We start from the raw sequence: 23,441 nt of genomic DNA, 5'->3' as shown, positions 1-23,441 counted from the left end.
GGAGACGGCGCCGCCGAAGGGTACTCATGGCAGTGGTCGGCTGCCTGCTGCTCGCCTGTGCGCTGGCCGCGAGTGTGCTCCGGTTCTCCGGACACGCGAGCCCGTATGCCGCTCTCGATGCTTACACCACGCCAGCGCCCTGATGCGGCCGCGGGCTATTGCGCATGCCGGGTCGGGACCTGCGGACGGTGCCGTTGGCTGCTTGCCGACTCGCCCCTGAAGTGGAGGTATGGCGCGGTCGGCCGGCAGTGCGGCCGAGCGGTCCTACGCTGCGTCCATGACCGATGCCGGCCAGCTCCCGCGCCGCACGGTACTGCGCGCGGCGCTGACGCTCGGTTCGGCTGCCACCCTCGCAGGCACGGTCTCGGCGTGCCAGCCGGGAGTGGCGGGGGCAGTGCTCACTGACGGCGTACTGGACCACCGCTACGGCTTGGACGAGCCGCATTGGCGGCTCGCCGTCCCGGAGGACCGGTCGCCTCGGGGACTCGTCGTGGCCCTGCATGGATTCGGGGGTGATGCCGACGCGGGGTTCGACCTCGGCTACGGCGACGCCGTCGCCACCACCGGTCTCGCGCTGGTGTCGGTTGACGGCGGCAAAGGCTACTGGCACAAACGACGCGACGGCACCGACAGCGGTGCGATGGTCCGCGAGGAGCTGATTCCCTTGGCGCTCAGTCGATGCGGCCTGTCGGCTACGACGCGCGTTGGCCTGCTAGGCTGGTCGATGGGCGGTTTCGGAGCGCTCCTGCTGGCAAGCGATCTCGGGCCGGAACGCGTGACCGGCGTCATTGCCGCCAGCGCTGCGCTGTGGCGCACGGGCGCCGAGACTCCGGCAGCCGCGTACGACGACCGTGCCGACTTCGACCACCACTCGATCTTCGGGCGAGTGGGTCGGCTTGCCGGCATCCACGTGCGCCTCGACTGCGGCCGGTCCGACCCGTTCATCGCCGCGAACCGTGCCCTGGCGGATCGGCTGACCGGAGTCGAGACGCACTTCGACCCCGGTGGCCATGAGAACGGGTGGTGGCGTTCGCACGCGGCCTCCGAGATGACCTGGCTCGCCGCCCGCACCTGAAGAAAGCGGTTGCCGGTGCCGGTGCCCTTCGAGTGGGATGCCTGGCATGCCGATGCACGAGGACCAGCTCGACATCACCACGGACCAGGTGCGCGCCCTCCTGAAGGAGCAAGCCCCGGCTTGGGCGCACGGACCGATCGCGGCCCTGCCGACCAGCGGCACCGTCAACTCGATCTTCCGCGTCGGCAAGGACCATACGGCCCGGTTCCCGCTCCGTCCGGATCGACCTGCGGTCGTCGCCGCGCGGCTGGAACGGGACGTGGCGGCGATGATCGAGTTCAGCCAGGCGAGCCCGTTCCCGGCGCCGATACCGGTCCTCCGTGGCCGGCCGGGTCATCGGTTCCCCCTGCCCTGGTCCCTGCAGACCTGGCTCCCCGGTGAGGTGGCCACCCCGCGTTCGCACGAGGCATCGGACCAGTTCGCCGCGGATCTCGCCACGCTGATCGTCGCCCTGCGTTCCCAGGACACCAAGGGCCGCACCTTCACGGGAACCGGCCGAGGTGGGGCCCTCACTGACCACGACGAATGGGTGCAGCTGTGCATCGAGCGATCGGAGGGATTGCTCGACACCCGAGCCATGTCGAGGCTCTGGAACCGCTTCCGTGAGCTCCCTCGACGAGGTCCGGACGTGATGAGCCACACGGACCTGATCCCGGCCAACCTGCTCGTCGTGCGCGACCGGCTGGCTGGAGTCTTGGACACCGGGGACTTCCAGGCCGCCGACCCGGCCCTCGACCTCGTGTCGGTGTGGCACCTCCTCGACGCGCCACGTCGGGCCATCCTCCGGGCCTACGTCGGCTCGGACGACCTGGAATGGGAGCGCGGGAGGGCGTGGGCGTTCCAACAGGCGGCGGGGCTGGTCTGGTACTACGAGAAGACGAATCCGACGATGGCCGACCTCGGTCGCACCACGCTGTGCCGACTCTTCACGGAAGAGAGCTGACCGGCACTGCGGCGTGCTGCCCGTCAAATTGACCCGTGTAAGCCGCCGGGAACCGGGTAGCGACAGTAGGTCGGAAAACGGACAAAACGGACACTGCCGTGCTCATGACGCGCTTGCCCGATCCGACCAAGCCAGGACCAACCCGTGAGCCGGCGCGCGTGTCCCACAGCAAGGGAGCGAACATTGAAGACCATTCGAGTCCGCGCAACCCGAGCTCGAGCGGCAGCCGCTGCCGGCGGCGTCGCCCTACTGGTCGCCGTCGGCGGCACGGCTCTTGCGGCACCGGAGGACTCTCCTCCCCCTGCCGCGGCGGTAGCCGCCGCTGACGAACCCGCCGCCCCTGACCCTGGGTCCACCTCGACCGAGACGGAGGAGCCGGCCGATCCCGAGCCGACCACCACGGGGACCGAGGATCCGGGCGACCCGGAGCCGACGTCCACCGAGGCCGAGGAGCCCGCTGACCCGGAGCCCACCGCCAGCGAGGCGGAGGACCAGGGCGACGCGGTCGACGCCGACGAGCAAGGCGAGGACGAGGGCAGCCCGGCCGACGCCGATGAGCAAGGCGAGGACGAGGGCAACCGAGTCCCGCACACAGCCAACCCACGCGCGTGGGCGAACCACCACGATGGGTGGGGCATGGACGACCGGCGCGCCGACACCCGCGCCGGCGGCCCGGTCGACCACCACGCCCGCGGCGGTGACCACAGCGAGCACCGCGACGGCGACCATCGCCGCGGCGAGCACCGCGGCCACGGCGACCACGACCGTGGGGACCACGACCGTGGTGATCACGACGGTGGTGACCACGACCGTGGCGACCACCACGAGCAGGACCATCAGGGTCAGCAGTGAGCCACGGCTGAACCCGCAGGCCCGCCCCGACCCGGGGCGGGCCTGCCCATGCCCGCCCGAACCCCTGACCCCGAGGTCAGGACTGGCTGCGCAGGTACCTGCCGAAGTGCGGCACCGTGAAGGCGATCAGCCCCCGCTCGCCCGAGTAGATCAGGCCCTTCTTGATGAGGGCATCCCTTGCCGGGGAGAGGGACTGGGGCTTGCGCCCCAGCACGTCAGCGACGGCGGAGGTCGGCACCGCCGACAGCTCGAGCCCGTTGGCGTATGCCGCCGAGCCAGCTTCCGCTGAACCATCACTTGACGAATCCGCCTGACCCGCAACCGAACCGACGAGGGCAGCCTCCGCCATAGCCCTCAGGTACTCACGCTCGGCAGGAGTCGCCCGCTCATAGCGCGACCCGAAGAACCCGACGGCCAGCTCCGACTCTGCCTCCGGGGCAGCCACCCGGATGTCCTCGCCCGTGATGGGCGAGACCGGCGCCACGTCCCAGACGACCTTGCCGTAGGCCTGGATGAAGTAGGGATAGCCGGCCGTCACGTCATACATGGCGTCCAGCGCCTCGGGCGTGAACTCGCAGTCCTCCTCGGCAGCCGGCCCCACCAGGGCCCGGTCCGCCGCCTCTCGCGGCAGCCGGTCGATCCGCTGGTAGCGAAACAGCCTCTCGGAGTAGGACTTCGACGCGGACAGCACTGCCGGCAGGTGGGGGAGGCCGGCGCCGACGACGATGACGGGCAGCCCCGACTGCGAGATCTCGTGGCACGCGGCGCACAGGGCGGAAACGTCCTCGGGGTCGAGGTCCTGCATCTCGTCGATGAAGACGGCGACCCCCTTGCCGACGTCGGCGGCGAGCCCGCCGATGTCGGTGAAGAGCTCGACGAGGTCGATCTCGATGTCCCCGGAGTCGGCCCGACCCGGAACGGCCGGCACGTCGATACCTGGCTGCCATCGCTCCCGGAGCTTGGCCCCGGACGGGGCGTCCCGCTGGGCGAACGACTTGACGATGCCGAGGACGTGGTCGACGTCGTCACCGCGCGGGTGGCCGAGCTCTCGCACGGCCTGGTGGGCCGCGGCCGCGAGGGGCCGGCGGAGCCGCTGCTCGGGTCGTGCCTCGAACTTGCCCGTCCCCCAGTTGGCCCGGACGGCGGAGGACCGGAGCGCGTTGAGCAGGACGGTTTTGCCGACGCCGCGCAGCCCCGTCAGCACGATGGAGCGCTCGGACCGGCCGCGCGCGATCCGCTCCAGGACGACGTCGAAGGCCCGCAGCTGCTCGTCACGGCCGGCGAGCTCGGGCGGACGCTGGCCGGCGCCGGGCGCGTACGGGTTGGTGATCGGGTCCACGCTCACACGTTATATGCGGCTATAACGGAAACCCGAGACAACGGCATACAGCGGCATCGCGTGTCGCGGCCGCCGGGACAGTCAGCGTCTGAGATCGGCACAGCCCCGGACACAGAAGGACGCCGTTCCGCACGGTCAGGGGTGGTCATGCGGAACGGCGCTCTTGGACTATAACGCGCACGAGACGCGCGAGGTTCAGGAAATCGCCGACATCTCGAAAACTTCCTTGGGGTGCGCGATCTCCTCCTGCTCCGTGACGAGAAGCATCTCCCCGGAGCCCGCCGCGTGCGTCTTCTCGAGCACGGCATACATCGTCGCCGCGGTCCGCGAGAGCGCCGCCTTGGGGCCGTCGGTGAGGTAGTGGGCGAGAAAGATCGCCGCGGTCACGTCGCCGCCGCCCTTGACGTCCATGGGCAGCATCGGCGTCGTCACGACCCAGGCGCCCTCGTCGGAGTAGCACGCCATCTGGATCGACCCTTCAGGGGTGTCCGTCGTGAGGACGCTGGTGACGACGACGACCCGCGGCCCGCGGCCCCGCAGCTCCTTGGCCGCGGCGTCCACGTCCGCCTGCGTCGCGAGGGTGCGACCGACGAGGAACTCGAGCTCGAACTGGTTCGGCGTGACGATGTCGGCCTTGGGGACGACCTCGTCGCGCATGTACTCGGGAATGCCCTCCCGGACGAAGAAGCCACGGCCGACGTCACCCATGACCGGGTCGCAGCAGTAGATCGCCTCGGGGTTGGCCGCCTTCACGCGCGCCACCGCGTCGAGGATGATCTCGCCCACCGACTCCGCGCCCTGGTACCCGGACAGCACCGCGTCGATCTGCGGGACCGCGCCGCGGTCCTCGACCCCGTTGATGACCTCGCGAACGTCGTCGGGCGCGATGAGCGGGCCCCGTGCGGGGCCGTATCCGGTGTGGTTCGAGAACGTCACCGTCAGCACCGGATAGACGTCGTGCCCGAGCCGCTGCAGGGGGAAGACCGCGGCGGAGTTGCCGGCGTGGCCGTAGGCGACGTGGGACTGGATCGAGAGGATCTTCACCCGCGTGAGGATAGTCCCGTGACGTCGTCCGGTATGCGGCTCCGCTCGCGTCCGCTCGCGCCCGGCCATCCGTCTTCCCTCAGAGTGTCCAGGTGCACCGGTCGTGGCCGTGCGAGGATGGCCGGGTGAGCATTCCAGGGGACCGCCAGTCAGAGATCCCGAGCACGACCGTGGCCGACGTCCCGGACGACGCAGTGATCGTCGACGTGCGTGAGCCGAACGAGTGGCAGGCCGGGCACGCGCCGAACGCCGTACACATCCCGCTCGGCGAGCTGCCGAGCCGGCTCGACGACCTGCCGGACACCGACGCCACCGTGGCCGTGGTGTGCCGCGGCGGCGGCCGGTCCTCGCGTGCCGTCGCGTGGCTGTCGATGCAGGGATTCGACGTCGCGAACCTCGAGGGCGGGATGCGGGCCTGGGAAGCCGCCGGCAAGCCACTCGAGTCCGACAACGGGTCACCGCACGTTCTCTGAGACGCGGCACGGGAGGAGCGGACATGCAGGACGACATGTGGGCGCCACCGCCCGACCCCACTCGGGACCGCTACTCCGCCTACGCGGGAATGGCACCACCGACGGGGCCGCCCCTTCAGGTCGCGCCCCCGCCTCCGAGCTATCTCGTCTTCGGCATCCTCACGGTCTTCTGCTTCCTGCCTTTCGGCATCGTCTCGATCGTCAAGGGCTGCTCGGTCGCCGGGCTGTGGGCGCAAGGCCGCTACGACGAGGCTCACCGGGCGTCCCGCGCAGCACGGCACTGGGCCATCGCCGCGGTCGTGGCACTCCCCGTCGTCGCGACCCTGGTGGTGGCCTACGTCTTCATCGTGCTCGCAACCGTGCTCAGCGAGCGATTCTGACCTCTCCACCCTGCGAAAGTGACGGCGGGCTCAGATCGTCTGCGCAACACGGATTCGCGTGCGGAGGCGGGCGCTAGCGGCTCGTCCCGTGGAGCGACTGGGGGGAGGTGCAGAGCAGTGGCGCGTTCGCCACGGTGCTGACCGGCAGGACCTCGCGCGGCTGGTCGACCTCCGCAACCTGGACGCAGAACTGCCACATGTCCGCCCCCTGGCGGATCGGCGTCCGAGGTGCTTCGAACTCGGGACCCGGCACGTCCAGGCTCGGAGGCAGCGGGACCTGGGCGGCGCCCGTCGTGCTCGCTCCTGACCCCAGCACGTGACCGCCGATCACCGGCTCGGCGATGAACCGGATGTCCGGCTTGATCGGGAAGGCCTGCTTCGTGACCCGCACGACGTTCCCGGCCATGAGGACCCAGGCATGGTGCGAAGCGATGTCGCTCGCCTCGAGCATCGAGGAGCCCAGGCTCTCGGGGATGCGATCGATCACGACGACCGGGTGGTCCGCCGAGTTCGTCACCTTGTACTCCGCCACGAGCTGGGAGCCGGTCGACCGGAGGGCCGCATCGAGGGACACGCCCGGAAGGCCAGTCGGCAGCGGGCGCGTCTTCGCGGGAGGCTCGCTGGGCGTGACGATGTCTGTCAGGTCCCGACCGGTGGGCGTGCCGAACGAGCCGGTCTCCGTCGGCGTGCCGCCCCCGGCCCCGCCAGGACCACTGGGCTGGCCGCAGGCCGCGAGCGCCGCGAGGACCGCCACCATCCCCGCCAGCACCCGGACGCGGGCCCCACGTTCGAGGCGGTCTGCTGGACCCGGCGCGCGCATCACGCAAGGCCCTACTTGAGCAGCTTCGACATCCGGCGGTCGGCGAGCGGCTTGCCGCCGGTCTGGCAGGTGGCGCAGTACTGCAGCGACGTGTCGTGGAAGGACACCTCGCGGACGACGTCGCCGCACTCGGGACAGGTCTGTCCGGTCCGGCCGTGCACCCGCATCCCGGCCCGTTTCGCGTCCTTGAGCTCTGCGGCCGGCTTCCCCGACGCCGTCCGGACCGCGCCGGACAGCGTGTCGCGGAGGGCGGCATACAGCCGGTCGACGACCTCGACAGGGAGCGAGCCGGCGATGGCGAAGGGGGACACCTTCGCGACATGCAGGATCTCGTCCGAGTAGGCGTTGCCGACGCCGGCGATGACCTCCTGGTCGCGCAGCAGGCCCTTGATCTGCATGCGCCGGCCCTCGAGGAGGCGACCGAACTCCTCGCGGGTGAAGTCGTCGGCGAGCGGGTCGGGGCCGAGCCGCGAGACGCCGGGGACTTCACGGGGGTCCCGGACGATGTAGGCCGCGAGCGACTTCTTGGTGCCGGCCTCCGTCAGGTCGAAACCCGAGCCGTCGGAGAGCCGGACGCGCAGAGCGATCGGCGACTTGCCCGGCCGGACGACGGTCGTCGGCAGCTGTTCGGACCAGCGCAGCCAGCCGGCGCGGGCGAGGTGGAAGATGAGGTGGACGCCGTCGGCGTCGATGTCGAGGAACTTGCCGTGCCGCGACACACCGTCGATGGGGGATCCCTCGAGCGCCTGCGGCGGCGGGTCGAAGGTCTTGAGGACGCTGAAGGACGCGAGCTCGACCTTGGTGATGGCGAGCCCGTCCGTCCGTTCGGCGAGGAAGTCGACGAGCGCCTGCACCTCGGGTAGCTCGGGCATGGCTCTATCCTGCCGTGCTCGGGCCGGGAGAGAGGCCCTGATTGCGGGGCCGTGATGGCTGCTCGTCGGCGGCGACCGGCTCGCCGACGAGACCCGCGCGACGGAGCAGCCGTTCCATCGCATGCCCGTCGGGGGCTCGGAAGGTCGGCCGGGTCCGGGAGACGTACGGCCCGATCAGGCTGTCGCCGCGGCCGATCGGGTGCGAGAGGACCTGCTCGGCCGGGCTCAGCTCCCGGATGCAGACCGCCTCGACCTTGTCGGGGTGCATCCGCGCGAAGTCGGCATACAGCTCCGGGTCGTGCTGGCCGTCGTCGCCGAAGAGGACCCACCGGATCCCGGGGAAATCGCGTGCCAGCCGGCCCAGGCTCTCGCGCTTGTGCTGCTGGCCGCTGCGGAACCAGCCGGTGTTCGTCGGGCCCCAGTCGGTCAGGAGCAACGGCCCGAGCGGGTAGCCGGACTCGAGGAGGAAGCGGGTCAGGGTCGGCGCGGCGTTCCACGCCCCGGTCGACACGTAGACGGTGGGGGCGCCGGGGTGCGCGGCCAGCAGCGACCGGAAGAGCGGCGCCATCCCGGAGACCGCCCGCCGCGCCTTGCCCCGCCGGACGAACGTGTTCCATGCGGCGAGCATCGGCCGCGGCAGCATCGTCGTGATGACGGTGTCGTCGATGTCGCTGACGAGGCCGAAGTCGACGTCGTCGGCGACGATGAAGACGTCGGCGGGCACGGGGTCGGTGCCCGCGGCGCGGATGACGACCTGCTGCCAACCCGGCTCCAGCCCGTGGTCATGGGCGACGAAGTCGACGTGCCCACCCCGGTCGGTCCGCCCGTAGACGACGCGGTCACCGATCGTCACGCTGACCGGCACGCCCGCTGCCGGCGCGGTGACGAAGGCGCGCCAGCCTCGCTCGTAGCGGGCCGGGCCCAGAGCGCCGGTGGCGTCCTGCCGGCTCGGCGGCCACTCCCCGCGTCCCCGGCCGAGGACGACCCTGGCGAAGACCCGCACGAAGGTCGTCGAGCCGTAGCCGATGTGGCTGATGACCCGGTTGCGCCAGCCGCGGCCCCGCAGGACACGCTCGACCTGACCGTTCAGCATGTCCTCGATCAGTGCGGCCGCATGCGGTCGGGGCATGGCCCAAACCTAACGGACGGCGAGCAGGTCCCCCGGAGCGCCACTCAATGCGACTCCGGCGGCGCCGCTCCGGGCGCTGCGGCCCGCTTGGCAGGATGGCCCCGTGCATCCGATCGCCGCGGCCCTGACCGCTACCGCCCGCGGCACCTTCCCGCCCGTCGACGGTGGCTGGGAACGGACGACGCCCTGGCTGCAGGGGGTGGAGGGCGTCGTCGCGTTCACGGGGCGCGCCTTCCTGGCGGTCGGGCCGGACGTGCCCGACGAGTCCCTCACCGGGCTCGGGGCCGACGGCTACGGCGGCGCGAGCAATCCGCGCCTCGTCAGTGCGCTCGCCGGGCGGGGGTGGATCGACGTGCTCGACCTCGTCCTCGTCGCCTCGGGCACGGGCGACCCGGGCACGCTCGTGCCACGGTCGGACCTCGCTGAGCACCCTCGGGCGCGCCACGCGGAGACCATCCGGGGCGGGGTGACCACGTGGGGGTATGCCGCTCACGACGTCCGCACGGTCGTGACCCTGGGCCGCGGGCTGGGTGGGCTGTGGGAGGTCGGGGTGGAGATGGACTCCGCTGGGCGGCATACCGGCCGGGCGACCATCGCCGCAGCGCGAGGCCTCGTGCCCGCGGACGACGTCCTCGTCGCGGCGTGCGCACCCGGCAACGCACGATCGGTGCGGGCGTTCCTCGCCGCCGGGTTCGTGCCGGTGGCGTCCGTCCAGCTCTGGCGACCCGAGCGTGCCGCGGGATTCCCGCTGGACCGGGCGGCGTGGCCCTGACAGGATCGGGCCGCATGCGCAGCACCCTGGGACGAGTCGTCGCCGGCGCCGCCGCCTGGTGGGTCGTCGGGGCCCTGCCGTTCCTGCTGACGGGACTCCGCCTGCCGCTGCAGAACCTGTGGGACACGGAGCAGGCCCCGGAGAGCATGCCGCGCGTGGCGCTGCCGCTCAGCCAGTACCTCATCGGGTTCCTCGTCGCGATCGGGATCGTGGGCGGGGTGGCGGCCGCACTGACTGGCCTCACCGCGCCCCCTGAGCGGCGAAGGCGTGGGGTGCGGGCGGCCCTCAGTGGCGCGGCCCTCGCGGCCGCGGTCTCGCTCGCCCAGACGAGCATCGTCGTCAGGAACGGGCTCGACGGGTCGAAGCGGGCCGAGCTCTACCTCAGTGCCCTCGTCGCCGTCACGGTCGTGGGTGCGGTGCTCGGCCTCGTCGTCGGGCACGCCGTCGCTGTCGGACGCCCAGGGGCCCGAGCGATCGGCGTCGCCCTGCTGAGCACGGTGCTGGGTGGCTGGCTCGGGACGTTCCTGCTGCTCCGGGGCTCCGCCGGCAGCGGGGTCTGGCAGGCCCTCTACACCGCGATCCCCTGGGTGACGGCGGTCGTGGCGGGGATCGGCCTGGCGCTGTGCCCGCCGCGCTCGCGCTCTGCGGTCCTCGCCTGGGTCGGCGCGCTGGTGGTCGTGTGGGTGGTCCCGGTCATCCTCACGGCGGTCAGCTACGTCGCCGGCTCGAGGGCCATGCTGGCGACCTCCCCGCCCAGCGAGTGGCTCGACGCCGGCTGGGCCGTGTTCCGAGCCGCCCTTGCCCCGGCGAACCACCCGCTGTGGCCGCTCGCGCTCACGATCGCCGTCGGCCTCGTCGGCCTCGCTCGCCTGCGCCCTGGCGCGCCCGCCTCGGTGACGGAAGACCGCGCCCGTACGGTTGACCCGTGACCTCCACCGCCCGACGCCGCAGTGTCGCCCTCGCCCTCGTCGCCGTGCTCGGCACCGGGGCGACGAGCGCCTGCTCGATGTTCGACAAGCCGCCGACACCGGACGCGGCCGTGCAGGCCCTCGCCGGCGGCCTCGCCAGCGCGAACCTCGATGCGGTCCCGCTGAGCGGAGCCACGCCCACGGACGCCACGGCCTTCGTACAGAAGGTCTACAAGGGCATGGGCCAGGCCCGGCCCGCCGTGACCGTGACGAAGGTGTCGCAGGCGGAGGGCGCCGACAAGGCCACGGCGACCCTCGTGACGCAGTGGGACGTGTCGAAGTCGGCGAAGCACTGGCGCTACCAGACCGAGGTGCCGCTCACGCTCGTCGACGGGAAGTGGCGCGTTTCCTGGTCGCCCGACCTCGTCGTGCCCGAGCTCAAGCGGGACGAGGTGCTCTCGCTGGTGACGAAGTGGCCGAAGCGCGCAGACATCCTCGCCGGCGACGGCCAGCCGATCATGACCGAGCGGGAGGTCGCCCTCGTCGGGATCGACAAGACCCGCGTCACCGGCGCCGCCGTTCAGGACTCAGCGACGAAGCTCGCCAAGGTGCTCGGCATCGACCCGGTCGCCTACGCCGACCGGGTGAGCAAGGCGGGAGCGCAGGCGTTCGTCTCGGCGCTGACCCTGCGGTCGACCGACCCGACCCTCGCCAAGAACGTCAAGGCGATCGACGCGATCAAGGGCGCGTCCCGCATCCCACAGATGATGGTGCTCGGCCCGACCCGGACGTGGGCCGCGCCGATCCTCGGCACCGTCGGTGAGGCGACGGCCGAGCAGATCCAGAAGTCGAAGGGCACCCTGCAGCCCGGAGAGCAGGTCGGTCAGTCCGGCCTGGAGCTGCGCTACGACGAGCAGCTGCGAGGCGCCCCGGGCCTGGCCGTGCAGGCACTGACGAAGGGCGCCGACGGCAGCACGACCGCCAAGCGCGAGCTGTACGCGGAGCTGTCGACCGACGGCACGCCGCTGCGGCTCACCCTGGACCAGCGCGCCCAGACCGCTGCCGAGAAGGCCCTGGCCGGGCAGAACACTCACCCGACGGCCCTCGTCGCGGTGCGCGTGTCCACCGGTGAGATCATCGCCGCGGCGGTCGGTCCCGCCGCGGGCGGCGCCCCGCTCGCCCTCGCCGGCCGTGCCGCGCCCGGCTCGACCTTCAAGCTCGCGAGCTCGCTCGCGCTCGTGCGCAAGGGCGCCACGGCCGACACGAAGCTGCCCTGCACCGACAGCGTGACGGTCCATGGGCGCAAGTTCGCCAACTACTCCCACTATCCGAAGGACAAGGTCGGCAACATCACGCTCGCGACGGCCCTCGCCTTCTCGTGCAACACGGCGTTCATCAGCCAGTACCAGAAGGTGTCACAGCAGGACCTCATGTCGGCGGCGCACTCGCTCGGCATGGGCGAGGACCTGAAGCTCCCGTGGACCGGGTTCGTCGGCTCCGTCCCCGCGACGGACGACGTCGTCGAGCACGCGGCCTCCTTCATCGGCCAGGGCCGGGTCGAGGCGTCGCCGCTCACGATGGCGGTGGCGACGGCGTCGGTCATGCGCGGACAGACGGTCCGGCCCAGGCTCATTGCCGACGAGCCGAACCAGCCGGCGCCCGACGTGCCGCTGCAGCCGAAGGAGGCGGAGGTGCTCCGCACCGAGATGCGCGCCGTGGTCAAGGAGGGCTCCGGGCGCGTGCTCCAGCAGGTGGGTGTCGAATACGCCAAGACGGGTACCGCAGAGTTCGGCACCGACAGCCCGCCGAAGACCCACGCCTGGATGGTGGCCGGACGTGGTGACCTCGCCATCGCCGCCTACAACGAAATCGGACCCAGTGGCACGACAGACGCAGCCCCCTTCATCATCAGCTTCCTCAAGGACTACGACGCGCCCTGACGCCGAGGTGCGGAGCGTCCCGGACCGCCGGATGATGGGGCGTATGGGTGGCAGGGGGTTCGCCGCGGGTCTGTGCGTCGGCGTCCTCGGTCTGGGCGGGTGCACCGTCCCCTCGATCGCGCCGGGTTCGACCCCGGTGCCGGGCGGGCCGCTCGGCGTCGCCACCACCCTGACGGAGACCGGGCCGGGCGGCGGCACGCCGGGCGCTGACCAGCCGATCGTCGACGCCACCGGGCCGACCTTTCCGCTGACCTTCCGGCGCACCGGTGGCATCGCCGGCTTCCATGACACCGTCGTCATCAACGCCAACGGCACCCTGTCCGTCGACACGGACACGATCCACGGCCGCATCTGCAACCTCGACAAGGGCAGGCGCAACGGCCTCCTCGTCGCCCTCTCCACATTGCGGCTCGGTGCGCCCGCCCTCACGCCGACCCAGCTGCCCGACTCGACGGACACGAGCAGCAACCCGATCACGATCACGGTGACCGACGTGCACCATCACCCGGTCGACCTCGACGACCCGTCACTGGGCGAGATCCGCAGCACGGTGACCGCCCTCGTCGCGGACGTGACGCTCACCGTCCCAGCGACGACGCGCTGCGAGACCCCCAGCACGTAGCGGCAGGGCCGGTATGCCGCTGAGCTCGCTCGACGGCATACCGGCCCTGGGCGCGGAGCTGGGTCTCAGCCCTGCGCGCTCACGTCGTCGACGACGAAGCTCGTCTGGTAGCTCGCGTCCTCGTTGGCGGTGAACTTGAGGGTGACGGACTTGCCCTTGTAGGCGGACAGGTCCACGGTGACCTGCTGGTAGGCATTGTTGGCAGAGAGGTTCGAGTAGCTCTTGACCGTCGTGCCGTTGAGGGAGACCGTCATCGTGTCGTAGGCGTAGGCCTTGGTCGTCTCCGACGTGTCGATGCGGATCCAGTAGGTCAGCGTCGGGGCGGTCGCCGTGGCGGGCACCGTGAACGCCTGCTGCTCGTACTCGGAGGCCGTCCGGCCGTTGCCGCCGAGCCACAGCTTCCACGAGCCGGTGTGGGCCGGGCGCCCGGTGTTGTTCGTGATCGGCCCCGACGTGCCGGTCCAGCCGGTCTGGCCCGACTCGAAGCCACCGTTCGTCACCCAGCTGGCACCGCTCGGGGGCGGGGTCGGGCTGTCGGTGCCGCAGGTCTCGGAGGTGGCGGCGACGCTGATGGCGGAGAAGGCGTCGGCGACCGCCGTGCACTCCGCGCTGCCGGTGCCGTAGAGGTCCTTGGCCGCCTTGATCGCCCCGGTCCGGGCCGCGGCATAGTTGCTCGACGAGGTGAGGTAGGTCGACAGGGCGCGGTACCAAATCTTCTCGACCTTCTGGTGGCCGATGCCGGTCACGGTCGCCCCGTTGCACGTCGGGCTGTTGTAGCTGACGCCGTTGATGGTGCGTGCGCCGGAGCCGTTCGAGGCGAGGAAGTACCAGTGGTTGAGCGGCCCTGACGAGTAGTGCGGGTCGAGGCTGCCGAGGGTCGAGCTCCAGCAGTCCTTCGAGGCACCGTCCTTGCTCGGCTTGTCCATGTAGCGCAGCGGCGTGCCGTTGCCGTTGATGTTGATCAGCTCACCGATGAGGAAGTCGGGGTTGTCGTTGCCGTTGTTGGCGTACCACTCGACGGCCGTGCCGAAGATGTCGGAGGTCGCCTCGTTGAGGCCGCCCGGCTCGCCCGAGTAGGTGAGGTTGGCGGTGTTCTCCGTGACGCCATGGCTCATCTCGTGGCCCGCGACGTCCAGCTCGACGAGCGGGTTCTGGTTGCTCGCGCCGTCGCCGTAGGTCATCTGGGTGCCGTCCCAGAACGCGTTGACGTAGTTGTTGCCGTAGTGGACGCGGGACCGGGCGCCCTGGCCGTTGCCCCAGATACCGGCCCGGCCGAGGACGTTGTTGTAGAAGTCGTACGTCATCTCCGCGCCGTAGTGCGCGTCGACGGCGGCGGACTGACGGTTGCTCTGGCTGCCTGTGCCCCAGACGTCGTCGGCGTCGGTGAAGGTCGTGCCGGTGCCGGTCGTCCCGTTGCCCAGGTCGGTGGTGTAGTTGCCGCGGGCGTCCTTGAGGGAGTAGCTGCCCGGGCTGCCCGTCGTGCCGAGAGCCACGGTACCGACGAAGATGCCGTTGCCCGTGCCGTGCTTGATGTCGTCCCAGGACTCGAGGACCGCGCCGGTCTTCGCATCGACGATGGTGTGGACCCGGCTGGGCGTCTGGTCGGCCTGGACGCCCTCGGTGACGACCTCGTAGGCGAGGCGCGCGCCCTGGTCTGTCATGAAGATGACCAGTTCCCCGGGAGCTGCCTTCTCCTGCCGGGCGTGGGATGCGGCAAGCCCCGTGGTGCGGGCCGCGGACGCCGAGATCGCCGGTGTCATGGTGTTGGGGGCGGCGGACTTGCGGCCGTGGTTGTAGGTCACGCTCCTCACGGCGCCCTTGGGGTCGCGGTGGGAGACGAGGTCACCGCCGACGACACGCAACCCGTCGTAGGTGCGCTCGTAGCGGACGTGGGTCGAGCCGTCCTTGTCGGTGACGACGGTTTTGACGATGAGCTTCTCGCCGGAGGCGGGGTTGCCGCTCTGGCCGGCGAGTGCGGGCGCGGCCGGCGCGACGGCCACCGCGAGAGCGAGGAGAGCACCGGTCCCCACGCCGGACTTCAGTCGGTTCAACGTCTGCTCCTTGTCATTCGGCCCGCTCGTCGTCAGGGATGACAAGAGCCGGGAGCCGAAACGTCGCAGGCCCGCAGAAAGCGGGTCAACGGGACTGGGGAAGACTTTGCAAAGTCCATAAGAGAGCCGGAGCGAGCCGGCCTGCCGCTTGACGATCTCTTGAGACAACTCCCAGCCAACTCCCTGCGAGCGGGTCCGGAGGAAGGCGTCCCAGGACCGCCTGGTGGGGGCAGATCAGTCGCCCGAAGGCCACGGTCAGCCACACGCGCGCTCGCCCATCCGAGGAGCGCCCGTCATATACTCCGCGTGTCCGACACCGCCTCTTGCGGTGTTGGTGCTCGAAAAATGGGCACGCAGCCGCCCGGGGTCACCGCGGACCCGCAGGGCGAGCGAGACACATACGGCCTCAACACCCGTTCGCCTCGCAGTCAGGAGCGTCTCCATGCCCACCGTGTCCACGCACGTCGCGATCACCCTCGCCGCCCACGTCGACCACGTCTTCGGCCTCATGGGCAACGGGAACGCGTGGTTCCTCGACGCCCTCGAACGGCAGACGTCGGCCACCTTCACGGCGGTCCGGCACGAGGCCGGTGCGGTGGTCGCCGCCGACGCCTACCAGCGAGCCTCGGGCCGCCTGGCCGCCGCGACCGCGACCTATGGCGCGGGCTTCACGAACACCCTGACGGCCCTCGCGGAGGCGGTGCAGGCGCACGTCCCGCTCGTCCTGGTCGTCGGCGACGAGCCAACCTCCGGGCGGCGCCCCTGGGACGTCGACCAGATCGCGCTCGCGTCCGCGGTCGGTGCGCGCACCTACACGGTCGGCCGGATGGACGCGGCTGCGACGACGGTCATCGCGATCGAGCACGCCCTGACCTACCGGGTGCCGACGATCCTCGCCATCCCGTATGACGTCGCGACCCTCGAGGCGGGACCGGTTCCCGCCGCTCCCGAGCCCCGCCTGCCCGAACCGCTCGCGCCGCAGGGCCCGTTCGCGCAGAGCGCGGTCCGAGACCTCGCCGTGGCGCTGGCCTCGGCCAAGCGTCCGCTCCTGCTCGCAGGTCGCGGCGCCTGGCTGTCCGGGGCCGGCCAGGCTCTGGGCGCCCTCGCCGACGCGACGGGATCGATCACCGCAACCACCGCGCTCGGACGAGGGATCTTCCCCGCCGCGGAGTATGACCTCGGGGTGACCGGCGGCTTCGGGGCCGAAGCCGCGATGGACCTCGTCCGCGAGGCCGACCTCGCGGTCGTGTTCGGCGCCGGGCTGAACCAGTTCACGATGCGGTTCGGAGAGCTCTTCGCTCCGGGCACGCGCGTCGTGCAGGTGGACGTCGCCCCGACCGCCACCCACCCGAACGTGGGCGGCTTCATTCGCGGTGATGCGGCCGTCGTGGCCCGTGAGCTCGTCACTGCGCTGGCCAGCCTCGGGGCGGAGCCGTCAGGCTGGCGGGAGTCGGTCGACATCGCGGCGCTCCGCACCCGCGAGGTGGGCGACGAGCTGGCGCCCGACGGCCGGCTCGACCCCCGGTCGGTCGCGCAACGCATCGGTGAGCTGCTTCCCGAGGACCGTGTCGTCGTGTCCGACGGCGGCCATTTCATCGGCTGGGCGAACATGTACTGGCCCGTCACCTCCCCGGACCGGATGATGATGGTCGGCACCGCGTACCAGTCGATCGGCCTCGGGTTCCCGTCCGTGCCCGGCGCGGCCCTCGCGAAGCCCGACTCGACGATCGTCCTCACGACGGGGGACGGCGGCGGTCTCATGGCCCTCGCCGACCTCGAGTCGGCCGTCCGCGTGGCGGGAGGTCGCGGCCTCGCGGTCGTGTGGAATGACGGCGCGTATGGCGCCGAGGTGAACCTCTACGGGCTCAAGGGTGTGGCCGAGCGGCCGATGCTCATCTCCGACGTCGACTTCGCGGGTCTGTCTCGAGCCGTCGGCGCCGAGGGCGTCGTGGTGCGGCACCTGAGCGACCTCGACCGGCTCGCCGAGTGGGCGACGGAGGACGCCCAGTCGCGTCCGTTCCTGCTGCTCGACTGCCGCATCTCGACGAAGGTCATCGCGCCGTACCAGCAGGAGATCATCCGGATCAACTCGTGACCGCGATGGCCGGAGCTAGCCGGACCCGGTCGCGGCGACACGGGCGGCGGCGAGCTCCTCGGGCGTGTCGACATCTGCCGACCAGCCCGAGCGGTCGGCGACGAGCGCCCGGCACGAGCTGTCGATCAGGCGCCGGACGCTGACGCCGGTCGGGTCACCGACGGCCTCGAGACGCTGCCCGAGGACCTCCGCGCGCCAGACGGCGCAGAGCCAGTTGACCCGTTGCTCGGCGTCGACCGCGAGGGCGAGCTCGGCGGACGGGTCTGCCTCGAGCGCGTCGCCAAGGCCGTCGAGGGCCTCGCGGGTGACGAACGGGAGGTCGCCGGCGAGCACAGCCACTCGCTCGAGGAGCGGTGCACCGGAAACCGGTTGGGCGGCATACGCGCTCGCGAGTTCGGCAAACCCGGCGGCGATGCCGGCGACGGGACCACCTCCGGGCGGGTCCTCGCGGATCACGCAGACGCCGGCGGGCACGGCGGCGGCGTCACCGACGACGACGACCGGCAGGCCTGCGCAGGCCTCGAGGATGCGGGCGACGATCGGCCGCCCACCGACATCAAGTGCCGGCTTGTGACGGCCCATCCGGGTCGAGCCACCCCCCGTCAGGACGATGACGCCGAGGGACTCCACACAGCCGAGTCTGGCACGCTGTTCCCATGGGACGGGTCACGGTCCGACGCAAGGTGCGGTCGATCGACGTGGGAGCGGGAACCGAACGCGTCAGGCCGGACACGCTGACGGTCGAGGAACCCCTCGAGATCCGCGTAGACGGACGGCCCCTGACGGTGACGATGCGCACGCCGGGCCACGACATCGAGCTGGTCCATGGCTTCCTGGTCTCCGAGGGCATCATCCGCTCGCTCGACGATGTCGTGGTGGCCCGCTACTGCGAGGGCGCGGTCGTCTCCGACGAGACCGGCCACGAGCAGAACACGTACAACGTCATCGACGTCGCCCTCGCGCCGGGAGTCGCCGGGCCGGCGGAGGAGTTGACGCGCAACTTCTTCACGTCGTCGGCGTGCGGGGTCTGCGGCAAGGCCAGCATCGAACAGCTCCGCGCCGAGACGCCCTGGCGGGTCAGCGAGGACCCCCTGCGCGTCCCAGCCGCCGTGATCGCCGGGCTGCCCGACCTGCTGCGCGACGAGCAGCGGTCGTTCGCCAAGACCGGCGGGCTGCACGCCGCGGGCCTCTTCACCGCCGACGGAGAGGCGCTCGTGGTGCGCGAGGACGTCGGCCGGCACAACGCGGTCGACAAGGTCGTCGGGTGGGCGCTGCTCGAGGCGAAGCTGCCCGCAACGGGCACGGTGCTCATGGTCTCCGGGCGTGCATCCTTCGAGCTCACCCAGAAGTCGCTCATGGCCGGAATCCCTTGCCTGGCAGCCGTTTCGGCACCCTCGTCGCTGGCCGTCGAAGCGGCCGACGATGCCGGTATGACGCTCGTCGGCTTCGTGCGCAACGGGCGCCTGAATGTCTACGCCGGCCACGACCGCGTGACCACCGCTGACCGCCCCTGATCGAACGACCCGAGGAGGACTGCATGGCCATCTTCGCGATCCACTACACCTACCCCGACGACACGACGGAGATGCTGAAGGTCCGGCCCGAGCACCGCGAGTGGCTCACCGGGCAGCCGGGCTTGCTCGTCGCCGGCATGTACCAGGCGGGCCACGACGAGGTGTCCGAGGGCGAGCTGACCGACGAGGACCCCGCGAACGGCGCGCTGATCGTCTATGAGGGGGAGTCGATCGACGAGGTCACGTCTGTCTTCGACAACGACCCCTACTGGCAGAACGGCTTCGTCCTCCGGAGGGTCGTGCGCGAGTGGAACCCGCCCCTCGGGGCATGGGTGGCGGACGCCACGAAGTCGCCCGCCTGAACCCCGAGGCAGGCGCTGACCAGGGCCCAGGCAGCGGAACCACCCGGAGAGCCTTCAACAAGGAGCCCCCCACGCTCCGGGGAGGAAGGAAAGGGGCTCCTTGTTGACCAGCCCTGACGACGCCGAGGGTTCAATTTCCTTGTCGTTCAGTGCTATCGGCTCACCGACCGGGGGGAGGTTGTCGGCGATGCCCTCAGCGTAGATACGCACGTCTGGCAGCGATTGCGATCCCAGACAATGTGGCGCAAGTCACACCATTGGCCGACCAAGCCGGAAATTCCTCCCATAAAGCATCCATGCTGAGCGGCCGGCCCGGGGGCTTTTCAGAGGAGGCGGACGGCGACCTCGTCGCCCGCACAGAGCGATTCGACCTCTTCCGGCACCTCGATGAAGGCGTTCGCCCGCGCCAGCGCGGGCAGGTGCAGGCCCGGCGCCGCGGAGACGGTTCCGTCGGGATCCAGGACGGCCGACACGAACTGGACCCTGCCGGGACGGGTGGCCCGACTCGCCCCCCGGTATGCCGCGGCCCGCACCTCTCGTTGCGGGGCACCGTGCCGCTCGTCGAGGGCCGGGCGCAGGAGCATCGCGAAGGAGACGTACGCACCCACCGGGGTCCCGGGCAGGCACACCACTGGCGTCCGGCCGAGATGTCCGGTGCCCTGCGGGCCGCCGGGCTGCATTGCGAGGTGGACGAACTCGAAGCCGCCGATCGCCTCCCCGACCTGCCTGACCACCTCGTGAGCCCCCTGGCTGACACCCCCCGTCGTGAGCACGAGATCGACATCGGGGGCGGCGTCGAGAGCCGCGAAGAGGGTACGCAGCTCGTCCGGGTCATCCGAGCACGTCACGACCTGCGTGACGACGCACCCGGCCTCGAGGGCGAGGACGGCAATCATCTCGGAGTTGGACTCGTGGATCTCACCGAGAGCGAGTGTGTGCCCGGAACGGCCGAGCTCGGCCCCCGTGGCGACGACGGCGACTCGGGTGCAGGCATGGACAGCGAGCGCGGCGCAGCCCGCGGAGCGGCCGAGCGCGAGCAGGGGCGCATCGACGAGGGCACCCGCCCGGGCGATGACCTCGCCCGTCGCTATCTCCTCCCCGCGCCGCCGGATGTGCTGGCCCGGGATGACCGCCCCCTCGATCGTCACCTTGCCCGGCGCCTCGCCCGTCGGCGCGGCGTCCGTCCGCTCCACGGGCACCACTGCGAGGGACCCCGCGGGGACTGGCGCGCCGGTCATGACCCGAGCCGCCTCCCCGGGGCGCACGTCGAACTGGGCCGAGGCACCGGCGGGCACGTCGCCCACCACGTCGAGGACGAGCTGCTCCGGGTGGGCAGGGTGGACGGCATACCCATCCATCGCGCTGCTGTCGAAGCGCGGCAGGTCGTCGGCGGCGACGAGATCTGCCGCGAGCCGGCGCCCCACTGCGTGCCGATCGAGCGGGATCGTCTCGGCGCGGCCGGCCCCGACGAGACGTCGGAGGGCGGCCCGGTGCTCGGTGACGGATCGGTGGCCCACGAGTGTCAGTCTGCCCGGTCCGCTCAGTGGAGCCTGAGCCGGCAGGAGCCGATCTCGGCGAAGGCCTCGAGACTCACGTTGGTGGCCTCTCCCCCGGAGGCTTCGAGCGCCCCCTGGACCATGCCGTGGTGCACGCTGCAGACGACGTCGGGGCGCTCCCGGGCCACGGCGAGCATCGGGCATTGACGCAGCCGGATGCAGCTCGGGGTGACCTCCGGGTCGAATCCGAGATCGCCGAGGAGCGAGATGACCTCGCGCTCGGCGTCGGCCGGCTCGGTGCTGGGCACGCGGGCCGTGACGAGCGCCTGTCCCCACCCATGGCCGAGCCGACGCATGTCGCCTCGCACGTCGCCGCCCTGGGAGGCGACGTGATCGGCGAGAACGCTTGCAAGAGCGGCGTATTCGCCGACGGCGGGCGAGGCGGCACCGGGGCGGACGACGTACCCCCAGCCCGGTCGGCCACGGCCCTTCGGCGCGAGCCGGGACCGGAGGGCCAGGCCACTGGTGACCAGGCCGTCTAGGTGCTCGCGAACGGTGTTGACGTGCGCGCCCAGCGTGTTCGCGAGCGAGGCGATCGAGCGCGGCTCGGCGTCCAGGGCCTCGAAGACCCTGCGGCGTTGCGGGGACAGGCCGGCGACGAGATCGGCGGCGCCGTCTCGAGTTGGCATCGGGCCCCAGCCCTCGGTATTTTCCACATACACCACCGTATAAAATGACGGCCGGGATGACAAAAGCCCAGCCCGTCTGATCGACTCTAGGAGCCCGAGTGTCCACCCACGCACAGATCCCCCTGACCGAGGCGAAGCAGCAGTCCTGCGGTTGTGGCTGCAGCGATGAGGGGGTGCCCACCCTCGACGCACGCACGATCCCGCACGCGATCCGGCATGCCAGCGTCTTCGGCGCCTTCTCCGCCATCCCCGTCGGCGGCTCGATGGACCTCGTCGCGCCGCACAACCCGGTCCCGCTCCTCGCCCAGCTGCAGGACCGGTTCGGCGCCCTGGACATCGCCTACCTCGAGGAGGGCCCCGAGAAGTGGACGCTCCGCCTGACGCGCCGCGCCTGATCGGGGAACGTGATCTCGGTGTGCAACCACTGCGGATGCCGTGAGATCAGGGCCGTCGGCCGGTTCATGACCGAGCACGAGGACCTCGTGAACTTCACCGGTGACCTCTACCGGGCGCGGGATTCCGGAGACCCTGCTGCCGTGGCCAAGGCACTCGAGCGGCTCGACGCCCTGCTGCACCCGCACACCCATGCCGAGGAGCGGGGACTGTTCACGGTGCTGCGCCGCAGCCGGGAATTCCACGAGCACGTGGACGGGCTGTGCGCCGAGCACGCCGGGCTCGGGGCGATGGCCGACGAGATCCGTCGCGGCGACTTCGAGGTCATCGACGAGTTCATCGCCGCGCTGCGCGATCACATGGACAAGGAGGACAACGGCCTCTTCCCGGCCGCTGCCATCGAGCTCGAGGGCCCCGACTGGGAGGAAGTCGTCGCCCTGACCGAAAGCGATCCTTCCCGAGGAGCGACGGCCACTTCCTCCCCTTCTGCCGTGGCGTCAGCGCGCTCCGCGGCAATTCCGGGCCGGAGCGTTCCCGAACCGACCTGACGTTTGGCCTGACGCTCCCAGCCCTCACGATGACAATGGCGACATGCACGTCAGCGGGCAGGCCTGGGCGGTGTACACGGGAGTCGGCCTCATGCTGCTTGTAGCGGCCGGGTTCTTCGTCTTCAAGCCCGTGCCGGCCGAAGTGGCGCCAAGTCCGGGACGCGAGCAGCCCTCGGGATAGGCCTCCATAGGGAGGCCGACAAGCCGGCCCGCCCCAAAGACCTCCTCATAGCCCAGGCCGGAAGATCCGGCGCCGCGGAGCTAGGTCGATCGGCCGTTCTCATCAGCTGCTAGGTGTCGCTGAAGGGCTGCGGCGCAGCTCTCGCCATATCGCCGCACTGCCAGCCCTTTGGGCCTTCCGCGCCAGGAAGCGCCTTGCTCGAGCCTGAACGGCAGCTATCGCACGTCGACGTTCGTCTTGATGCCCCTGAGACCGAAAGTTAGTGGGGCCTTTTGACCTTTCGCCGGACATGCCCCCGCAAAACGCCCTTACTCGCGGTAGTTCTGCGCTATCGTCACGCCATACAGGTGCTTCGGGGGAAGCGGCCTGGGGGAATGGCGCTTCGGGGGAAGCGCAAGGGGAATCGCACCGGAGGGGTGCGTCAATTTCGCATGCCTATGCGCATGCGCGGGTGCAGGGGTGGAACCATGTCTTCGACGACGTCCATTACTATTTCGCGTCGGTCGGTGAAGCTGGCGGCGGGCTGCACGCTCGCCATCGGCAGCATCGGCTTCTCGCTCGCTGGAGCGTTGCCAGCACAAGCTCTTCAGGAGAGCGACAACGTCTGGGTCTGCAAGTACGTCGGCCAGCCCGGCAATGAGCGGCTCAAGGAGGGGAAGAACCCCATCGAGGTCAACTGGAAGGCGATCAGCAAGGATCCCGACCAGATCAAGCAGGGGGCTTTCTTCCCGGATGCCCAAGGGCGTTCCTACATCGTCCAGGTTGCCGGCAATGACCCGGGCGTCGCCGCCTGCGAGGCCGTGATCGCACCGACGGACCCGCCCACGACGACCACAGAGCCGCAGGTCACCACGACGACCACCGAGCCCGAGGTCACCACGACGACCACAGAGCCGCAGGTCACCACGACGACCACAGAGCCGCAGGTCACCACGACGACCAC

The 23,441-nt window shown here is 71.0% G+C and carries 25 protein-coding genes; 15 read left to right on the top strand and 10 right to left on the bottom strand.

The genetic code is table 11. The features are described from left to right. The first annotated feature begins 277 nt into the window (after positions 1 to 277). Entirely contained in the window at positions 278 to 1,075 is a 798-nt protein-coding gene (locus ACTHJJ_RS02080; protein WP_440301278.1) for an alpha/beta hydrolase-fold protein, read from the top strand. Positions 1,076 to 1,121: 46 nt separating this feature from the next. After that, positions 1,122 to 2,018 (top strand): aminoglycoside phosphotransferase family protein, encoded by an 897-nt coding sequence (locus tag ACTHJJ_RS02075; protein WP_440301277.1) that lies wholly within the window; start codon positions 1,122 to 1,124, stop codon positions 2,016 to 2,018. Positions 2,019 to 2,264: 246 nt separating this feature from the next. Here ACTHJJ_RS02075 and ACTHJJ_RS02070 read toward each other — a convergent pair whose 3' ends face one another. From ACTHJJ_RS02070 to pdxY, 3 genes are all read right to left on the bottom strand, one after another. Next, positions 2,265 to 2,855 carry a hypothetical protein gene (locus ACTHJJ_RS02070; RefSeq protein WP_440301276.1) on the bottom strand — a complete coding sequence of 197 codons (591 nt, stop codon included), beginning with the start codon at positions 2,853 to 2,855 and terminating at the stop codon, positions 2,265 to 2,267. Between the two features lie 91 nt (positions 2,856 to 2,946). Beyond that, complete coding sequence (locus tag ACTHJJ_RS02065) at positions 2,947 to 4,209, bottom strand: AAA family ATPase (RefSeq protein ID WP_440301275.1); 1,263 nt, start codon at positions 4,207 to 4,209, stop codon at positions 2,947 to 2,949. Positions 4,210 to 4,404: 195 nt separating this feature from the next. Continuing rightward, on the bottom strand, positions 4,405 to 5,253 hold the full coding sequence (gene pdxY, locus ACTHJJ_RS02060; protein ID WP_440301274.1) for a pyridoxal kinase PdxY: 849 nt from the start codon (positions 5,251 to 5,253) through the stop codon (positions 4,405 to 4,407). Between the two features lie 125 nt (positions 5,254 to 5,378). Between pdxY and ACTHJJ_RS02055 the strand changes: the two genes are divergently transcribed. Together ACTHJJ_RS02055 and ACTHJJ_RS02050 are read left to right on the top strand one after the other, a co-directional pair. Further along, positions 5,379 to 5,726 (top strand): rhodanese-like domain-containing protein, encoded by a 348-nt coding sequence (locus ACTHJJ_RS02055; protein ID WP_440301273.1) that lies wholly within the window; start codon positions 5,379 to 5,381, stop codon positions 5,724 to 5,726. Positions 5,727 to 5,749: 23 nt separating this feature from the next. Continuing rightward, positions 5,750 to 6,106: a CD225/dispanin family protein gene (locus ACTHJJ_RS02050; protein ID WP_440301272.1), complete on the top strand. Its 357-nt coding sequence runs from the start codon at positions 5,750 to 5,752 to the stop codon at positions 6,104 to 6,106. 73 nt (positions 6,107 to 6,179) lie between these two features. On the opposite strand, the gene ACTHJJ_RS02045 is transcribed toward ACTHJJ_RS02050, so the two are convergent. Genes ACTHJJ_RS02045 through ACTHJJ_RS02035 form a run of 3 tightly spaced genes read right to left on the bottom strand, consistent with a single transcriptional unit; the run spans position 6,180 to position 8,927 of the window. Further along, positions 6,180 to 6,929, bottom strand: coding sequence for a hypothetical protein (locus tag ACTHJJ_RS02045; RefSeq protein WP_440301271.1), 750 nt, complete (start codon positions 6,927 to 6,929; stop codon positions 6,180 to 6,182). Between the two features lie 8 nt (positions 6,930 to 6,937). After that, positions 6,938 to 7,798, bottom strand: coding sequence for an Fpg/Nei family DNA glycosylase (locus tag ACTHJJ_RS02040; RefSeq protein WP_440301270.1), 861 nt, complete (start codon positions 7,796 to 7,798; stop codon positions 6,938 to 6,940). A gap of 4 nt (positions 7,799 to 7,802) precedes the next feature. Continuing rightward, on the bottom strand, positions 7,803 to 8,927 hold the full coding sequence (locus ACTHJJ_RS02035) for an App1 family protein (RefSeq protein ID WP_440301269.1): 1,125 nt from the start codon (positions 8,925 to 8,927) through the stop codon (positions 7,803 to 7,805). Positions 8,928 to 9,030: 103 nt separating this feature from the next. Here ACTHJJ_RS02035 and ACTHJJ_RS02030 point away from each other — a divergent pair, with 103 nt between their 5' ends. From ACTHJJ_RS02030 to ACTHJJ_RS02015, 4 genes are read left to right on the top strand one after another with little or no spacing between them, the layout of a single operon-like run. Beyond that, the gene (locus ACTHJJ_RS02030; RefSeq protein ID WP_440301268.1) at positions 9,031 to 9,699 is read left to right on the top strand and encodes an N-acetyltransferase; all 669 of its coding nucleotides are present in this window, start codon (positions 9,031 to 9,033) and stop codon (positions 9,697 to 9,699) included. Between the two features lie 14 nt (positions 9,700 to 9,713). Beyond that, on the top strand, positions 9,714 to 10,628 hold the full coding sequence (locus ACTHJJ_RS02025) for a hypothetical protein (RefSeq protein ID WP_440301267.1): 915 nt from the start codon (positions 9,714 to 9,716) through the stop codon (positions 10,626 to 10,628). Further along, positions 10,625 to 12,547: a penicillin-binding transpeptidase domain-containing protein gene (locus tag ACTHJJ_RS02020; protein ID WP_440301266.1), complete on the top strand. Its 1,923-nt coding sequence runs from the start codon at positions 10,625 to 10,627 to the stop codon at positions 12,545 to 12,547. Before ACTHJJ_RS02025 ends, ACTHJJ_RS02020 begins: the two co-directional genes overlap by 4 nt. A 43-nt stretch (positions 12,548 to 12,590) precedes the next feature. After that, positions 12,591 to 13,169 (top strand): hypothetical protein, encoded by a 579-nt coding sequence (locus ACTHJJ_RS02015; RefSeq protein ID WP_440301265.1) that lies wholly within the window; start codon positions 12,591 to 12,593, stop codon positions 13,167 to 13,169. A 65-nt stretch (positions 13,170 to 13,234) separates the two neighbouring features. Here the strand turns inward: ACTHJJ_RS02015 and ACTHJJ_RS02010 are convergent, their stop codons facing one another. After that, positions 13,235 to 15,220: a M4 family metallopeptidase gene (locus ACTHJJ_RS02010; RefSeq protein ID WP_440301264.1), complete on the bottom strand. Its 1,986-nt coding sequence runs from the start codon at positions 15,218 to 15,220 to the stop codon at positions 13,235 to 13,237. 442 nt (positions 15,221 to 15,662) lie between these two features. On the opposite strand from ACTHJJ_RS02010, the gene ACTHJJ_RS02005 reads away from it, so the two are divergent. Then, positions 15,663 to 17,315 (top strand): thiamine pyrophosphate-binding protein, encoded by a 1,653-nt coding sequence (locus ACTHJJ_RS02005; protein ID WP_440301263.1) that lies wholly within the window; start codon positions 15,663 to 15,665, stop codon positions 17,313 to 17,315. 15 nt (positions 17,316 to 17,330) lie between these two features. Here ACTHJJ_RS02005 and mobA read toward each other — a convergent pair whose 3' ends face one another. Next, on the bottom strand, positions 17,331 to 17,945 hold the full coding sequence (mobA, locus tag ACTHJJ_RS02000) for a molybdenum cofactor guanylyltransferase (protein ID WP_440301262.1): 615 nt from the start codon (positions 17,943 to 17,945) through the stop codon (positions 17,331 to 17,333). A gap of 26 nt (positions 17,946 to 17,971) precedes the next feature. Here mobA and fdhD point away from each other — a divergent pair, with 26 nt between their 5' ends. Both fdhD and ACTHJJ_RS01990 read left to right on the top strand, forming a co-directional pair. Continuing rightward, on the top strand, positions 17,972 to 18,829 hold the full coding sequence (gene fdhD, locus ACTHJJ_RS01995; RefSeq protein WP_440301261.1) for a formate dehydrogenase accessory sulfurtransferase FdhD: 858 nt from the start codon (positions 17,972 to 17,974) through the stop codon (positions 18,827 to 18,829). Positions 18,830 to 18,852: 23 nt separating this feature from the next. Next, the gene (locus tag ACTHJJ_RS01990; protein WP_440301260.1) at positions 18,853 to 19,191 is read left to right on the top strand and encodes a YciI family protein; all 339 of its coding nucleotides are present in this window, start codon (positions 18,853 to 18,855) and stop codon (positions 19,189 to 19,191) included. 323 nt (positions 19,192 to 19,514) lie between these two features. Here ACTHJJ_RS01990 and ACTHJJ_RS01985 read toward each other — a convergent pair whose 3' ends face one another. Together ACTHJJ_RS01985 and ACTHJJ_RS01980 are read right to left on the bottom strand one after the other, a co-directional pair. Continuing rightward, a complete protein-coding gene (locus tag ACTHJJ_RS01985; RefSeq protein WP_440301259.1) occupies positions 19,515 to 20,708 on the bottom strand; it encodes a molybdopterin molybdotransferase MoeA in 1,194 nt (397 codons plus the stop codon). Between the two features lie 23 nt (positions 20,709 to 20,731). Beyond that, entirely contained in the window at positions 20,732 to 21,376 is a 645-nt protein-coding gene (locus tag ACTHJJ_RS01980) for a helix-turn-helix transcriptional regulator (RefSeq protein ID WP_440301258.1), read from the bottom strand. Between the two features lie 98 nt (positions 21,377 to 21,474). Between ACTHJJ_RS01980 and ACTHJJ_RS01975 the strand changes: the two genes are divergently transcribed. From ACTHJJ_RS01975 to ACTHJJ_RS01960, 4 genes are all read left to right on the top strand, one after another. Then, positions 21,475 to 21,771, top strand: coding sequence for a DUF2249 domain-containing protein (locus ACTHJJ_RS01975; protein WP_440301257.1), 297 nt, complete (start codon positions 21,475 to 21,477; stop codon positions 21,769 to 21,771). A gap of 66 nt (positions 21,772 to 21,837) precedes the next feature. Continuing rightward, a complete protein-coding gene (locus ACTHJJ_RS01970; RefSeq protein ID WP_440301256.1) occupies positions 21,838 to 22,317 on the top strand; it encodes a hemerythrin domain-containing protein in 480 nt (159 codons plus the stop codon). Positions 22,318 to 22,360: 43 nt separating this feature from the next. Continuing rightward, complete coding sequence (locus tag ACTHJJ_RS01965) at positions 22,361 to 22,498, top strand: hypothetical protein (protein WP_440301255.1); 138 nt, start codon at positions 22,361 to 22,363, stop codon at positions 22,496 to 22,498. 467 nt (positions 22,499 to 22,965) lie between these two features. Beyond that, the coding region (locus tag ACTHJJ_RS01960; protein WP_440301254.1) for a hypothetical protein at positions 22,966 to 23,441 on the top strand (476 nt) is incomplete at its 3' end.

This window comes from Intrasporangium sp. (assembly GCF_051961875.1).
In the GTDB taxonomy this organism is placed as follows: Bacteria; Actinomycetota; Actinomycetes; order Actinomycetales; family Dermatophilaceae; genus Intrasporangium_A.
Note: the sequence above shows the minus strand (reverse complement) of the source record. Positions and strands in the feature narration are given on the sequence as shown.